This is a genomic window from Gottschalkiaceae bacterium SANA (assembly GCA_036323355.1).
Classification (GTDB): Bacteria; Bacillota; Clostridia; order Tissierellales; family GPF-1; genus GPF-1.
The window spans coordinates 2,205,813-2,220,846 of the sequence record AP028876.1 but is presented as its reverse complement, the minus strand read 5'-3'; the positions used below and the strand labels follow the sequence as shown (position 1 = coordinate 2,220,846).

Genomic DNA, 15,034 nt, shown 5'->3' with positions numbered 1-15,034 from the left:
GAGTTGACAGAACGAAATCCGGTTGGTATAATCAAACATGTTCTCAGTGAGGGGCATTAGCTCAGTTGGATAGAGCACCGGACTTCGGATCCGGGCGCGGGGGTTCGACTCCTCTATGCCTCACCAGAACCAAAACACGTTTAACTTTTGTTAAACGTGTTTTTTACATATATGGGGAGGCATAATCATGGAAAGAAAAAAACTAGTAAAACAGACATTTTCACTGGCCTTGCCAGCAATTACAGACATGTTTATTCAGATGCTCTTCGGTATTGTGGATATGGCCATGGTTGGAAGCATAGGTGCCTTTGCCATTGCAGCAATTGGGCTTAGCGATATGCCCATGATGACAATTATGTCGGTTTTTGCCGCGATATCCGTTGGAGCAACCGCGCTTTCCGCGAGGGCGATTGGCGCAAAAAAACCAAAAGAGGCCAATCAGATTTGTGCGCAATCTTTATTGATGAACGCGACCCTTGCCGTGATTGCATTTGCATTGATCATGGTCCTGGCCAGTTGGATTATTCGGGCCATGGGAGCGGATGCAGAAATTTATCCCTATAGCCTGGCATACTTGAGAATCACAGCCTTTAGTCTGCCTTTTATGGCAAACAATTTGGTTTTATCCGGGGTGCTCAGGGGCAGTGGTGACACAAAAACCCCCATGAAGTTTAATGCCTTTGGCTTGATTTTAAATGTGATTTTGAACTTTTTATTGATCTTTCCTTCTCGAGACCTAAGTGTTTTGGGTTTTACGGTTTGGATGCCTGGTATGGGTCTTGGGGTGACGGGTGCTGCTTTGGGCACGACCATTGCTCGAACCACCTCTAGCGTGGTTTGGCTGATTAATCTGGCGCAGGGCAAGTTTTTGGTACATGTGCGCATGCCCGATCTTATGCGATTTGATATCCCCTTGATTCGACGTATACTGAATATTGGCTTGCCAGCCGCCATAGAACAATTTCTGATGCGACTGGGTCAGTTGATGTATTCGCGTTTGGTTGTGAGCTTGGGTACCCTCATGTTTGCGGCCCATCGAATCACCATTACGGCAGAGTCCTTGTCCTTTTATATCGGATTTGGATTTTCACTGGCAGGAACGACCCTAGTTGGACAATACTTGGGTGCGAACGATTCGAAAACAGCGGAAAGAAGTGGTCATATAGCCGCATCCATGGGCATTCTCTTTATGAGCAGCGTGGGATTGATCTTTTTCCTTTTTCCCGAACTGGTGATTCGGATCTTTACCGATGAAGAAGAGATTATTCAGGTTGCAAAGGTCTGTCTTCGAATTGTGGCAGTCGCTCAACCGTTTTTGGCGGCAGTTATGGCTTATTCCGGCAGCCTTAGGGGTGCTGGAGATACCCGCGCGGTCTTGTGGATTACTTTGATTGGCATCTGGGGTGTACGGGTTTTTGGTACCTATTTGGTCATACGAGCGGGTTATGGATTGGCAGCTGCTTGGGTTATGATGACTTTAGATTTGATTGTGCGGGGGAGTTTGCTTTTTGGTCGATTTATGAAGGGCAAATGGAAAACATTGAAGGTTTAGGCACAAATTGTACTTTGCTTAATCTTTCGATATAATAAGTTTGAATGGAGGGGAGAACATGGAGGTCAGTGAACCGATGCTTCGAGTAAATCGAGCACACTATATGTTACAGCACGTGATTGAATCGGAATTGGCATTGGAAGGACTGACAGGTGTCAAGGGAACCCATTGTATGTTGATGATGACCCTCTATGGACAAGGCGGTGGCATGACCATGCAGGAACTGGCACACGAGATCGATCGCTCGAAATCCACCGTGACGCAAGTTGTGGAAGTTTTAATTCGAAAAGGATGGGTTCAAAAAAAGCCAAATCCGCAGGATCGCAGATTTCATAAGATTGACGTGTCAGAAGAGGGATTAAAGGTTCAACCGATCTTGGATCGGATGTTTGATCGATTGACAACAAGGATGTTTCGCGGTTTTGTTCAATATGAACGGGAAGAATTGATGTTTAACCTGGAACGGATCATTATGAACCTTGAAGAAATATAATTTTTGTGATAGTTTACAAGTGCTTTTGAATTAAATCCATTTTGCTATTTGAATCAATAGGACTGGAAAAGCAAAAGGGGAAAACGCTCTTTCTTGAAGAAAGGCAACAAAAGCAAAGGGGAATCAGTTGGTTTTCTTGAATGGGTAAAGGTGTTAAGGAAAATTCCACACTTTGAGAACATTTTTTCAGTGATTTTGCCTTGTCACGGAGGAAGAGTAAAAGGTATAATAAGGCGAATAAATTTACGGGGGTATTATGAATATGGCGATTGAACTAAAAGCAATCAATACAATTCGTCTCTTATCAGCAGACGGAATTCAGAAAGCAAATTCAGGTCATCCGGGACTTCCAATGGGTGCAGCACCAATGGCGTATGTACTATGGAATAATCATTTAAAGACAAGTGCAAAAGCACCGAAATGGGCAGATCGAGATCGATTCGTACTCAGTGCGGGTCATGGATCTATGATGTTGTATTCCTTATTGCATCTGCACGGATATCAAGTATCGATGGAAGATTTACAATCTTTCCGTCAAGAAGGATCAAAAACACCAGGACATCCTGAGTTTGGCCACACAGACGGTGTGGAAACAACAACGGGTCCTTTGGGACAAGGCATTGCCAATGCAGTGGGAATGGCAGTTGCGGAAGCTCGATTGGCAGCAGAGTTTAATACAGATGATTTTAAAGTCGTTGACCATTATACGTATGCCCTTGCTGGTGACGGTTGCATGATGGAAGGAATTTCATCAGAGGCATCTTCATTGGCGGGTCACCTAGGTTTGGGAAAAATGATCTTGCTTTATGATTCAAACCAAATCACTATTGATGGCCGTACGGATATTACCTTTACTGAAGACATTCAAAAGCGTTATGAAGCATATGGCTGGCAAGTGTTGGAAGTTGCGGATGGAAATAATGATCTTGCCGCATTGGATGAAGCCATGAAAGCTGCAAAGGCAGAAACTGAAAAGCCTAGCTTGATTGTTGTTAAAACAACCATTGGATACGGTTCTCCAAACAAGGCTGATTCATCAGGCGTTCATGGTTCACCATTGGGCGAAGAGGAATTGAAAGCAACGAAAGAAGCCTTGGGATGGGATCCTGAAAAATCATTCTATATTCCAGAAGACGTGCAGGCGCATTACGATGCATTGAAAGTGGAGAAAGCAGCTAAATATGATGAATGGACAGAAATGTTTGCGGCATATGAAGCAGCGTACCCTGAAAAGGCAGCAGCCTTTACAGCATGGATGAATGAAGAATTGCCGGCAGACCTTCTTGAGTCGTATAAGACTTGGGAATTCGATAAGAGCCCAGTGGCGACTCGTGTTAGTGGTAGCGTGGTAATGAACAAAATTGCGGAATACATGCCAAACCTTGTTGGTGGATCTGCTGACTTGAACGCTTCAACCAAGACATACTTGGCAGGCAAGGGCGAGTTCCAAAAAGACAATCATGCGGGAAATAACATTAACTACGGCATTCGCGAATTTGCGATGGGTGCTGTAATGAATGGGGTTCAAGCCCATGGTGGTCTTCGTATCTTCGGATCTACCTTTATGGTATTTTCGGATTATGTGAAACCAGCACTTCGTGTATCAGCTTTGATGGGTGCACCGGTCATTCATGTCTTTACTCATGACTCTATTGCAGTTGGTGAAGATGGACCGACTCATGAGCCGATTGAGCAACTTTGGATGTTGAGAGGCATTCCGAATGTAAATGTATGGCGTCCTGCAACAACACAGGAAACAGCATTTGCATGGGTGAGTGCATTGAAAGAAACAAAGAAACCGTCTGTGATCGCCTTGAGCCGTCAGAACTTGCCGCAACTTGAGCAAGTGAATGAAGGCGTTGAAAAGGGTGCATACGTGCTTGTTAAAGAAGAAAAAGAGACACCGGATCTTCTTTTGATGGCAACGGGTTCAGAGGTTCATTTGATGGTAGAAGCGCAGAAAGCATTGAAAGCGGAAGGCGTTGACGCTCGTGTGATCAGCATGCCTTGTTTGGAAGTTTTCGAAGCGCAAGATGCGGCCTATAAAGAGTCTGTAATCCCTGCGGGAGTACAGAAACGAGTCATCTTTGAAGTTGGTTCAACAATGGGTTGGTACCGATATGTTGGATCAGAAGGTCTTGTTTTCGGAATCGATCAATTTGGCGAGTCTGCTCCAGGCGGATTGTTGCTGAAGAAATACGGATTCACAGTTGAAAATGTGATTGAAAAAGCAAAATCAGTTTTATAAGAAAATTTCAATACCCCTTGCGCATTATGTGCGAGGGGTATTTTTTTATATCTATTTCTTGTGTATGTCTGGCCATGAATCCTTATCTTTTGTTGCGAATAAGAATTTAGGCTTGAAACGAGTTTTTGTCATAAAAAAAGACAGTGTGGGTCTAGGTTGGCGAAATGAATCAGATGGTGTTTTCTCTTTGGAGAATGGATGGGTTGTGATAGAATAGAGGAAGAATAAATTGGGATAGGTGATAATTGTGAATTTAAGAGAAGAGTTAAGTACAGCGATTTACCTAACATACGAGGCCGGAGTAGAGATTATGAGAATCTATGAACGCCAATGTGAGGTCATGTATAAAGAAGATCAATCTCCTGTAACGGAGGCGGATTTAGCATCGAATCGAATTATACTTGAGGGATTAACAAAAGCGTTCCCACAGCATGCATTTTTATCGGAAGAATCGGAAGACGATTTAGTTCGATTGGATAATGATTGGTGTTGGTTGATTGATCCATTGGATGGTACGCGGGAATATTTAAAACGGAACGGTGAGTTTTCAATTAATATTGCCCTTGCCTATCAAAACCGTGTGGTGCTGGGTGTTGTTTATGCTCCGGTGCAGCAGGAACTGTTTTTTGCTGTAAAGGGACGAGGTGCTTATGTGGTGCGGGACAATCAAAAGGCGCAACCCATTCAAGTTTCTGACAGGGAACAAAATATCAGATTGGTGGTGGGGCGATCTCCGAAATCGAAGCATGTCCGTACCATGGCCAAGATGAATCAGGTTACGCGCATTATGGAGAAAGGATCTTCTCTAAAAGGCTGTTTGATTGCAGAGGGAAAAGCGGACATTCATTATCGCTATGGCCCCACCATGGAGTGGGACACGGCAGCAATGCAATGCATTATTGAAGAAGCCGGTGGCATGATTCGTAATTTGGATGATTCGGATATTTCCTATAACCGTGTGAATTCAACCAATGAAAAAGGATTTTATATTTTAAACCAACGAACAAACAAGTGGAAAATCGTGTAAGGAGGCGACCTTCTCATGAATCCAAATGCCGAGCATCGGAAACGCATGCGTCAGCAAGCGCTGAAAAAGGGATTAGAGGGTTTTGAGGATTATCAAGTACTGGAATTGCTCTTGTGTTATGCCATTCCCAGAAAGGATACCAAGCCATTGGCCAAGCGCCTTTTATCGGACTATCATGGACTGGCTGGTGTAATGGATGCAAATCCTCAGGAATTGATGAAATCGGAGGGAGTTGGAGAGAATACAGCTGTATTTCTTCACAGTCTTCCAGAAGCGTTTAAACGATACGAATCCAGCAAGTTTGAAGTGGAAAAGAAGAAAATCAACTCGACATCTTTGGCGGGGGATTATATTCGCAGTTTGTGCAAGAAGGAAACCTATGAGGTGTTTTATCTTATTTGCCTGGACGCACAAAAACGCGTAATCTCGACAGAAAAGATTGCTAAGGGGACTTTGGATCAAGCGCCGGTCTATACGCGGAATATCGTTGAGGCGGCTTTGCACAATCGTGCCCATAGTGTAATTTTGGCGCATAACCATCCCGGTGGAACGGCTCGACCGTCCCGGGCAGATGTTGAAGTGACAGGACGGCTGAAAGATGCCTTGGGAACCATCGGTGTGACGGTGGTGGATCATATTATCTCTGCGGGAGATCGGTATGTATCCTTTGTGGAAGAAGACTTACTATAAGGAGCAAATCATGAAGACAAGGGTATCTTTGCATGCATGCAAAAGCTATGAAAAGAATCTTGTGAAAGAAGCGATTGATAAAAGCCTGTCGGATCTCGGCGGGCTTGAACGTTTTTTTCAACCAGGAGAAAGCATATTTTTAAAGGTAAATCTGTTGATGGCGAGGAAACCAGAAGAGGTGACCACAACCCATCCTTTGGTTGTGGAAGTTTTAGCAGAGAAATTGATTGCTTATGGTTGTATGGTTATAATCGGTGATAGTCCGGGAGGTCCCTTTAATCTTTCTATTTTAAAACGCGTTTATCGTGAAACTGGGATGGAAGGGGTAGCAGAAAGAACCGGAGCGACTTTAAATGAAGAAGTCGGAAGAATCGAGCAAAAGAACCCAGACGGACGTATTTTGAAAAATCTGACGCTAGCAAAAATGCTGAACCAGGCAGATCATGTGGTGTCGGTCTGCAAATTGAAAACCCATGGCATGACTAAGATGACAGGGGCAACAAAAAATCTATTCGGCTGTGTACCGGGCGCATTGAAGGCGGAGTATCATTTTAAGATGCCGGATATCTATGATTTTTCCGATGCTTTAATTGATATTTGCCAAGGCGTTCAACCAACCCTTTCCATTATGGATGCCATTATCGGCATGGAAGGAGAGGGACCTTCATCGGGAACACCCAAGGAAATTGGTGCGATTTTAGCATCGTCTAGTCCCTACCACATAGATATGGTGGCAGCGCGAATTATGGGCTTGACCGAGAAAGAGGTTCCCATGCTAAAGCGAATGGTGGACCGAAAAATATGTGCAGAAGAAATGGCGGATATTGAAATGCTAGGTGATTCCTTGGAATCTGTGGTGCAAGCGGAATTTGATGTACCAGAGATCACCAATTCAAGTTTAGGTCGTAATTATCCCAAGTGGATCCGAAAGGCAGCTTTCGCTCTGCTTCAACCCAAGCCGATCTATCACCATGATCAGTGCATTGGTTGTCGAATTTGTGAAGTGAATTGCCCGCCCAAGGTGATTACCATGGTCAATCAACGTCCTGTAGCAGATTTGGATGCTTGTATTCGATGTTTTTGTTGCGCTGAATTGTGTCCAGAAAAGGCGATTTCGGTTTATCGCCCGCCTTTGATGAAGTTGATAAGCAAGTTATAGTAGGAGGAACGATAGAAGTGATTGAGGCATTCGAGAAGCGTGTAAGCGTTCGAAATTATACAGAGGCACCTGTGAAAAAAGAAGATATTGAGCAGATGTTGCAAGCGGTTCAATTGGCCCCTTCTGGCAAAAATAGACAAAATTGGCATTTTGTTATTGTGGAAAGTCGAAGTGTTATTGAAAATATTGAAACTGTGATTCGAAAGAAAAATCAAATCTTGGCTGAAGAGATTGAAGATCCAGATAAAAAACGAAAATTTGAAAAGTTTTTGGATTTTGCATTAATTTTTAAACGAGCACCTGTTACCGTTTTGGTATTTGCCAGCGACTATCAGTCAACGGCATTGGAAGAAATGAGGGCCGTGGGTCTTATAGAAGAAGCCGTTCAGTTAGAACGCACGGCACCGGGTATACAAAATGTAGGTGCGGCAATGGAGCATTTTTGCTTGGCAGCGGCGGATCTTGGCTATGGAACTTGTTGGATGACATCGCCAAATTATGCGGCCAAGGAAATTCAAGAAGCGCTTCCTATTGATCTTCCTGGATTCCATTTGGTTGCCATGACACCCCTTGGAGTAGCCAGTCAAATAGGGGTGCGACCCAAGCGGAAGAAAATTGAAGAAATTTCCAGTTGGATTTAGGCGTTTCTTCCTGTTGACAATTATGATATAATCGAAAGTTGTAGATTCGAATATTGAGATCACTTAAATGGAGGAATGAATTTCACATGAATACTAAATTAATTAGCAAAGAAAATAATACGGTAAAATTGAGTTTTGAAATTGCGGAGAAAGATTTCCGTGAGGGATGCAAGAAGGCTTACAATAAGAACAAGAAACAATACCGCGTTGACGGATTCCGTCAAGGTAAAGTGCCTATGCATTTTATCGAGAAGGTTTATGGCAAAGAAGTATTCTATGAAGATGCTCTAGATTTTGTTTTTCCTGAAGCGTATACCGCAGCTACAGCGGAGTTAGAATTAGATACAATTGATCGCCCAGCATTGGATAAATTTGATGTTGACGGCAATGCATATTTGGAAGTATCGGTAACGGTTAAACCAGAAGTGAAACTAGGCGAGTATTTTGGCGTTGAGGTTGAGAAAGTTGTCTATGAAGTGACTGATGAATCAGTTGAGGACGATCTAAAGGCCAAACAAGAGCAAAATGCACGCATGATTACCATTGATGACCGTGGCGTTGAAGATGGCGACATCGTGACAATGGATTATGCAGGATCAGTAGATGAAGTTGCTTTCGAGGGCGGAACTGCTGAAAATCAAAAATTAACCATTGGTTCTGGACAATTTATTCCAGGATTCGAGGAGCAATTGGTTGGCAAAGTTGTTGGATCTGAATCGGACATTCAAGTGACTTTCCCAGAAGAGTATCAAGCAGAAGAATTGGCTGGAAAAGAAGCTGTATTCCATGTAACCATTCATGAGATTCAGGCAAAAGAATTGCCAGAAATGGATGACGAGTTTGTTAAGGATATTTCTGAATTTGATACCTTGGACGAATTGAAAGCGGATGTTCGTGCGAATCTTGAAAAAAGCGCTGCAGAGCGAGAAAAACAAGAAAACCAAACAAACGTAATAGAAAAAGTGGTTGTTGATGCGGAAGTTGATATTCCTGAAGTTATGATCAATGCGCAAATCGAGCAAGAACGACAAGAGTTTGAACATCAATTGTCATCTCAAGGTTTGAATTTGGAGCAATATTATACATTCACTGCAACAACAGAAGAAGACTTAAACAAACAAATCCAACCAAACGCTGAGAAATCTGTAAAAGCGGACTTGGTATTGAATGCAATCAGCAAAACAGAAGCAGTTGAAGCGACTGAGGAAGAAGTTCAAGTGAAATTGGAAGAGATCGCTGCACGATACAATCAAACGGCAGATCAATTCAAACAATTATTGGGCGGAACTACGGATATGTTGAAAGGTGATGTAATCCGTGAAAAAACAATTGCTTTAATTATGGAAAAAGCGGTATTAAAATAGGGAGGCGAGGTTATGTCAGTAATTCCTTATGTGATTGAACAAACCACACAAGGCGAACGATCCTACGATATCTATTCAAGGATGTTAAAAGATCGTATCATCTTCATTAATGGCGAGGTAAATGATGCTATGGCATCGGTCGTGGTTGCCCAATTGTTATTCTTGGAAATGGAAGATCCCGAGAAGGACATTATGATCTATATCAACAGCCCAGGCGGGTCGATCACAGCGGGTTTGGCTATGTATGACACCATGCAATACATCAAGCCTGATGTTGCAACAATCAGCGTTGGCATGTGTGCAAGCATGGGCGCGTTTTTATTAGCAGCTGGAACCAAAGGCAAGAGAATGGCATTGCCGCATTCTGAGGTGATGATTCATCAACCAGCAGGTGGCGTCCAGGGAAAAGCTACGGATATGCAAATTTATACGGATCGTATTCTTCGCACGAAAAAGCAATTGAATGAATTGCTAGCAGAAATGACAGGGCAAACAATTGAGAAGGTTGCAGAAGATACAGAAAAAGATTACTTTATGTCAGCTGATGAAGCGAAAGCTTATGGCTTGATTGACGAGATTATCGCCAATCGCTAACAGTTGTATAGAGGAAAGGAGATTTCAATGACGGATAAAAAACACGAATTGAAATGCTCATTTTGCGGAAAAGAACGCTCACAGGTTCGGCGATTAATCGCCGGACCTGGCGTTTATATTTGTGATGAGTGTATTACACTCGGTTATGAAATTATTCAAGAGAGCAAAGCAGTTCATGAAGACATCGATCTCGATGATTTACCAAAACCGAAAGAAATCAAAAATACCTTAGATGATTATGTCATCCAGCAGGGTCTTGCGAAAAAGGCTTTAGCGGTAGCGGTATATAACCACTACAAGCGATTGTACAACAATTCAACAGACAGTGAAGTCGAAATTAGCAAGAGTAATATTGTTATGCTTGGCCCAACTGGATCTGGAAAGACTTTGTTGGCACAAACACTTGCCAAGATTCTAGACGTTCCTTTTGCCATTGCCGATGCGACGACTTTAACTCAAGCAGGTTATGTTGGCGAAGATGTTGAGAATGTTGTTTTGAAATTGGTTCAAGCGGCAGACTACGACTTGGAACGCGCGCAACGCGGGATTATTTATATTGATGAGATTGACAAGGTAGGCCGAAAGGCTGAAAATCCGTCTATCACTCGAGATGTGTCTGGCGAAGGTGTTCAGCAGGCCTTGTTGAAGATTATTGAGGGTACAACTGCCAATGTTCCTCCTCAAGGGGGACGAAAGCATCCGCATCAGGAATTCCTTCAAGTTGACACAACCAATATCCTATTTATCTTAGGCGGAGCCTTTGATGGATTGGACAAGGTGATTGCAAAACGTCATCACAAGAAAGCCTTGGGCTTCGGTGCTGAAATTCAAAGCAAATCGTCTGTTGATTTGAGTCAATTGTTGAAAAAAGCAGAACCAGAGGATTTGATCAAATACGGCTTGATTCCTGAGTTGGTTGGTCGGATGCCAATGATTGTTGCTTTGGAAGAACTGGATGAAGACGCTTTAATCTCGATTTTGACAGAACCACGGAATGCCTTGCTGAAACAATATCAAGAGCTTTTCCGATTGGATAATGTGGAATTGGAGGTTACCAAAGACGCTTTGGTGGCGATTGCTCGAAAGGCAAAAGCCAGAAAAACAGGCGCTCGTGGGCTTCGTGCAGTGATTGAAGAAGTGATGCTAAATGCCATGTTCGAGATTCCATCAACACCGGATGCGCGTAAATGTATCATTACAAGAGAGACAATTGAGGATGGAAAAGATCCGAAAATTGAGATGAAAACCAGCGATAAGAAGGAAACAAAGGATAAAGAGCAGGAATTTGCCTCTTAAACTCACGCTATGCGTGAGTTTTTTCTTCGAAATTGTTAAAAACTTCTCCGAATAAGGCTTATTCGGTAATTTTAAAAAAGAAAGTCAGAAATATTGACGAAGTTTACTGTTTTAGGGTAGTATTTATAATGAACCAATTGATAGGAGGGGATAAGAATGACAAAGTATACGATTGAACAAACGCAACAGATTTTACCGCTTATTCCGCTTCGAGGACTCACGGTCTTTCCGTACATGGTCATGCATTTTGATGTAGGAAGAGATAAGAGCGTTGCAGCCTTAGAAGAGGCAATGGTGAAAGATTCTCATATATTTTTGACCTCTCAGAAGGATTTGAAAATTGAGGATCCCACACCGGACGATTATTTTAAAGTAGGCACGATCTGTAAGGTGAAACAGATGCTGAAGCTACCAGGCGATGTGATTCGCGTTCTGGTTGAGGGAATCAATCGTGCGCAAATTAGAGAAATCACTTCAACAGAACCTTATTTTGAAGTTGAAGTAGAAGAGTTTTTATACGAGTACGAAGGCCAGCTTGATGAGAATAAAGAAATTGTTGCTGCTGTACGCATGGTGCATAAGAACTTTGAGCAGTATGTTAAAGTCAGTGATCGAATTTCATCGGAAGCCTTGTTGTCTGTAAGTGAAATTCTTGAACCCGGACGCTTGGCGGATACCATTGCATCATATATTCGTTTGAGTCAGGAAAGAAAACAAGAGATCTTGGAACTTTTCCAACCGATTGAACGATTGATTCGTTTGGATGCAATGATCAAGGAAGAAATTGAACTATTAGAGATTGAAGAGGAACTCTCTGAAAAAGTGAAGAGCCAAATCAATCAAGTGCAAAAAGAGTACTATCTGAAAGAACAATTACGTGCGATTCAAGAAGAATTGGGACAGGAAGATGATCCTACATCTGATTTGATGGAGTATGAGGTGCGTCTTCAGAACAAGAAAATGCCTCAAGAAGCGCGCGACAAAGCCATGAAGGAAATGAAGCGATTGCGGACCTTGCATCCGTCTTCAGCAGAGACTGGCGTGATTCGCAACTATATCGAATGGATTCTTGATTTGCCTTGGTCAAAGAAAAGCCGAGACCGCAAAGATCTTTCCTATGCCCGACAAGTGCTAGATGAGGATCATTACGGATTAGAAGATGTGAAAGAACGCATTATTGAATTCTTAGCTGTTCGAAAGATGGCGTCTAAGACAATGAAGGCACCAATTATTTGTTTGGTTGGACCTCCAGGTGTCGGGAAAACGTCCATTGCCAAATCGGTTGCACGAAGCTTGAATCGAAAATTTGTGCGTATGAGCCTTGGTGGGGTGCGCGATGAAGCGGAAATTCGCGGTCATCGTAGAACCTATGTTGGCGCATTGCCGGGTAATATCATCACAAATATGAAGAAGGTTGGCGTTACCAATCCAGTATTCTTATTTGATGAAATTGATAAATTAGCCAGTGATTTTCGCGGCGATCCTGCATCTGCTTTGCTAGAGGTGTTGGATCCGGAACAAAACAATACATTTACCGATCATTTTATGGAGCTTCCTTATGATTTGTCGAATGTTATGTTTATTACTACCGCAAATACAGTTTCTACAATTCCAGGACCTCTTCGCGATCGTATGGAGATTATTGAGATTAGCTCATATACGGAAAATGAGAAATATGAGATTGCCAAGCGTTATTTGGTGCCGAAACAGTTGGGTCAACATGGTTTGAAAGACAGCCAATTGAAATTCTCACCTGCGGCATTAAAAGAAGTAATTTCAGGTTATACGCGTGAAGCTGGAGTGCGTAACTTGGAACGTCAAATTGCCAACATTTGCAGAAAAGTTGTAACGATTCTGCAAGAGGATCCAAAAGGGTTTACTGACATGCATGTTAATAAATCAAATTTGACCAGATTCCTGGGACCACAGCGGTTTATGTATGACAAGGTTGAAAAGGAAGATCAGATCGGTTTAGCGACAGGTTTGGCATGGACTTCTGTAGGTGGAGTAACCTTGTTTATCGAGGTTTCTGTTATGCCAGGCAAGGGGAAAATCCAATTAACAGGTAAGCTTGGCGATGTGATGAAGGAATCTGCATTGACGGGGATGAGTTATATTCGAACCATAGCGGATACCATTTGCTTGGAGCCTGACTTCCATGAGAAGTATGATGTGCATATTCATATTCCTGAGGGGGCAACGCCTAAGGATGGTCCTTCTGCAGGAATCACCATGGTAACAGCAGTCACCTCAGCATTGTGCAAAAGACCGGTTCGAGGCGATATTGCCATGACAGGCGAGGTTACACTTCGAGGACGCGTCTTGCCGATTGGCGGCTTGAAAGAGAAAACATTGGCCGCACATCGAGCGGGTATTCGTACCTTGATTATTCCATTTGATAATAAAAAAGATGTGGAAAAGATACCAGAAAAGGTTCGTGAGCAAATGAAGTTTATTTTTGCCAAGACTATGGATGAGGTATTGAAGCACGCATTGGTATAAAGACCGGCAGGCGAAAGCCTGCCGTGTTTTTTGAAAGGAGCTAGCATGATTATAAAATCAGCTGACATTGAAACACTAGCAGCTTGGGCAGAGCATTATCCCCAAGAGTTGCTCCCCGAGATTGCCTTTGCAGGCCGATCTAACGTGGGGAAATCTTCAACAATTAATTGTTTGACTAACCGAAAGAATCTGGCACGGACTTCTGGACAGCCAGGGAAAACCCAAACATTGAATTTTTACAAAATCAACGAGGAATTTCGTATTGTCGATTTGCCGGGATATGGATTTGCTCGGGTATCGAAATCATCCCGCAAGACGTGGCAGAAAATGATGGATACCTATTTCACTCAGCGCGTTTGTTTGGAAGAAATTGTTGTGATTGTTGATATCCGCCACAAGCCTTCGCCGGAGGATCAGGCCATGTACAAAATGGTTTTGGAGATGGGATTTCGCGGGATTGTAGTTGCGAATAAAGCGGACAAGTTGTCAAGATCTGCGCAGAATAAGCAAATGGCGGTCATCCGTAAAACCTTAATGATGCCGGCAGAAAAGGAATTGCTGATTCCATTTTCGTCAGAATCGAGACAGGGTCGAGAAGAGTTGCTGCAGGTAATTCAACAAAAACTTGATGAGGTTTATGTAGAAGAAGAGGAAGAAACAGAAAGCCAGGAGTAAATTCTCCTGGCTTTGCTTTTACTCTTCAATTTTTTCGAAATCATCTTTTCCTACACCGCAGACTGGGCAAACCCACTCATCTGGAATATCTTCGAATTTTGTGCCAGGCGCAATGCCTCCGTCTGGATCTCCCTCTGCAGGATCATAGATCCAGCCACATACTGTACATTCCCATTTCATGTTAACTTCCTCCTTTATGAACTAGTTTATCAATACAATACTACCCCCGGTTTTATGTTCTTAATCATACAAAAGTGGAAAAACTTTCAAAAAATAATAGTCAGAAAATTCTAAACAATGGAAGTGTAAATAATTGGAACTTTAGAGATTTCTTGATTAAACTGCAAAAAATGGGTATCATAAGACTAAGGAACATACTATATGTTGGGTGGTATCGATGATGATCTATAGTAATTACATTCAAAGCGATTTTAAACTTATGTTAGAAACCCGTGATGAGATCTTAGATGTTATTGCTGGGGATATTAACGACACATCGATTTTGTTTAATACAAAGCTCGTTTTGGATGAATTGATGAGTAATGCGATCAAACATGGGAATAAAAATGAACTGCATCGAAGGGTGCATTTGAATGTCGAGATCCATAATCAATCTCTTGTTATTCAAGTGGCCGATGAAGGAAATGGCCTTTCGAATGTATCAATGCCGAATCAAGCTTTTGCTAGTATGGATGAATTCGGTCGAGGGCTAATGATTGTTAATGCCTTAGCTGACGAATTGAGCATTCAACAAAATCATGTGCGAGCAGTTTTAAGATTCTAAAGCCCTTAT

General features: G+C 42.6%; 14 protein-coding genes and 1 tRNA gene. 14 read left to right on the top strand and 1 reads right to left on the bottom strand.

Annotated elements, in window-relative coordinates; all coding sequences use genetic code 11:
* Nucleotides 1–50: 50 nt before the first annotated feature.
* The 13 genes from AC25CA_RS10635 (at nucleotide 51) to yihA (ending at nucleotide 14,241) form a co-directional block, all read left to right on the top strand.
* A tRNA-Arg gene (locus tag AC25CA_RS10635) sits at nucleotides 51–126 on the top strand.
* A 61-nt stretch (nucleotides 127–187) separates the two neighbouring features.
* Nucleotides 188–1,552 carry an MATE family efflux transporter gene (locus tag AC25CA_RS10630; RefSeq protein WP_486813800.1) on the top strand — a complete coding sequence of 455 codons (1,365 nt, stop codon included), beginning with the start codon at nucleotides 188–190 and terminating at the stop codon, nucleotides 1,550–1,552.
* 58 nt (nucleotides 1,553–1,610) lie between these two features.
* Nucleotides 1,611–2,045: a MarR family winged helix-turn-helix transcriptional regulator gene (locus AC25CA_RS10625; protein WP_486813799.1), complete on the top strand. Its 435-nt coding sequence runs from the start codon at nucleotides 1,611–1,613 to the stop codon at nucleotides 2,043–2,045.
* A 256-nt stretch (nucleotides 2,046–2,301) separates the two neighbouring features.
* Nucleotides 2,302–4,293, top strand: coding sequence for a transketolase (gene tkt / locus AC25CA_RS10620; RefSeq protein ID WP_486813798.1), 1,992 nt, complete (start codon nucleotides 2,302–2,304; stop codon nucleotides 4,291–4,293).
* A 247-nt stretch (nucleotides 4,294–4,540) separates the two neighbouring features.
* Nucleotides 4,541–5,320, top strand: a complete 780-nt coding sequence (cysQ, locus tag AC25CA_RS10615; RefSeq protein WP_486813797.1) for a 3'(2'),5'-bisphosphate nucleotidase CysQ — start codon at nucleotides 4,541–4,543, stop codon at nucleotides 5,318–5,320.
* Between the two features lie 15 nt (nucleotides 5,321–5,335).
* Nucleotides 5,336–6,010: a RadC family protein gene (gene radC / locus AC25CA_RS10610; protein ID WP_486813796.1), complete on the top strand. Its 675-nt coding sequence runs from the start codon at nucleotides 5,336–5,338 to the stop codon at nucleotides 6,008–6,010.
* A 10-nt stretch (nucleotides 6,011–6,020) separates the two neighbouring features.
* The gene (locus AC25CA_RS10605) at nucleotides 6,021–7,169 is read left to right on the top strand and encodes a DUF362 domain-containing protein (protein ID WP_486813795.1); all 1,149 of its coding nucleotides are present in this window, start codon (nucleotides 6,021–6,023) and stop codon (nucleotides 7,167–7,169) included.
* Nucleotides 7,170–7,186: 17 nt separating this feature from the next.
* Entirely contained in the window at nucleotides 7,187–7,810 is a 624-nt protein-coding gene (locus AC25CA_RS10600) for a nitroreductase family protein (RefSeq protein ID WP_486813794.1), read from the top strand.
* Between the two features lie 86 nt (nucleotides 7,811–7,896).
* Complete coding sequence (gene tig / locus AC25CA_RS10595; RefSeq protein WP_486813793.1) at nucleotides 7,897–9,174, top strand: trigger factor; 1,278 nt, start codon at nucleotides 7,897–7,899, stop codon at nucleotides 9,172–9,174.
* A gap of 12 nt (nucleotides 9,175–9,186) precedes the next feature.
* On the top strand, nucleotides 9,187–9,768 hold the full coding sequence (gene clpP, locus AC25CA_RS10590) for an ATP-dependent Clp endopeptidase proteolytic subunit ClpP (RefSeq protein ID WP_486813792.1): 582 nt from the start codon (nucleotides 9,187–9,189) through the stop codon (nucleotides 9,766–9,768).
* Between the two features lie 27 nt (nucleotides 9,769–9,795).
* Nucleotides 9,796–11,064 (top strand): ATP-dependent Clp protease ATP-binding subunit ClpX, encoded by a 1,269-nt coding sequence (clpX, locus tag AC25CA_RS10585; protein ID WP_486813791.1) that lies wholly within the window; start codon nucleotides 9,796–9,798, stop codon nucleotides 11,062–11,064.
* A 156-nt stretch (nucleotides 11,065–11,220) separates the two neighbouring features.
* Nucleotides 11,221–13,566, top strand: a complete 2,346-nt coding sequence (gene lon / locus AC25CA_RS10580) for an endopeptidase La (protein ID WP_486813790.1) — start codon at nucleotides 11,221–11,223, stop codon at nucleotides 13,564–13,566.
* Between the two features lie 45 nt (nucleotides 13,567–13,611).
* The gene (gene yihA / locus AC25CA_RS10575) at nucleotides 13,612–14,241 is read left to right on the top strand and encodes a ribosome biogenesis GTP-binding protein YihA/YsxC (RefSeq protein WP_486813789.1); all 630 of its coding nucleotides are present in this window, start codon (nucleotides 13,612–13,614) and stop codon (nucleotides 14,239–14,241) included.
* 18 nt (nucleotides 14,242–14,259) lie between these two features.
* Here yihA and rd read toward each other — a convergent pair whose 3' ends face one another.
* Nucleotides 14,260–14,421 (bottom strand): rubredoxin, encoded by a 162-nt coding sequence (gene rd, locus AC25CA_RS10570; RefSeq protein WP_486813788.1) that lies wholly within the window; start codon nucleotides 14,419–14,421, stop codon nucleotides 14,260–14,262.
* A gap of 217 nt (nucleotides 14,422–14,638) precedes the next feature.
* On the opposite strand from rd, the gene AC25CA_RS10565 reads away from it, so the two are divergent.
* A complete protein-coding gene (locus AC25CA_RS10565; RefSeq protein ID WP_486813787.1) occupies nucleotides 14,639–15,025 on the top strand; it encodes an ATP-binding protein in 387 nt (128 codons plus the stop codon).
* Nucleotides 15,026–15,034: the final 9 nt, after the last annotated feature.

Coding starts and splice junctions, on each gene's coding strand:
- AC25CA_RS10630 (WP_486813800.1), top strand. CDS start 188: ATGGAAAGAAAAAAACTAGTAAAACAGACATTTTCACTGGCCTTGCCA.
- AC25CA_RS10625 (WP_486813799.1), top strand. CDS start 1,611: ATGGAGGTCAGTGAACCGATGCTTCGAGTAAATCGAGCACACTATATG.
- tkt (WP_486813798.1), top strand. CDS start 2,302: ATGAATATGGCGATTGAACTAAAAGCAATCAATACAATTCGTCTCTTA.
- radC (WP_486813796.1), top strand. CDS start 5,336: ATGAATCCAAATGCCGAGCATCGGAAACGCATGCGTCAGCAAGCGCTG.
- AC25CA_RS10605 (WP_486813795.1), top strand. CDS start 6,021: ATGAAGACAAGGGTATCTTTGCATGCATGCAAAAGCTATGAAAAGAAT.
- tig (WP_486813793.1), top strand. CDS start 7,897: ATGAATACTAAATTAATTAGCAAAGAAAATAATACGGTAAAATTGAGT.
- clpP (WP_486813792.1), top strand. CDS start 9,187: ATGTCAGTAATTCCTTATGTGATTGAACAAACCACACAAGGCGAACGA.
- clpX (WP_486813791.1), top strand. CDS start 9,796: ATGACGGATAAAAAACACGAATTGAAATGCTCATTTTGCGGAAAAGAA.
- lon (WP_486813790.1), top strand. CDS start 11,221: ATGACAAAGTATACGATTGAACAAACGCAACAGATTTTACCGCTTATT.
- yihA (WP_486813789.1), top strand. CDS start 13,612: ATGATTATAAAATCAGCTGACATTGAAACACTAGCAGCTTGGGCAGAG.
- rd (WP_486813788.1), bottom strand. CDS start 14,421: ATGAAATGGGAATGTACAGTATGTGGCTGGATCTATGATCCTGCAGAG.
- AC25CA_RS10565 (WP_486813787.1), top strand. CDS start 14,639: ATGATGATCTATAGTAATTACATTCAAAGCGATTTTAAACTTATGTTA.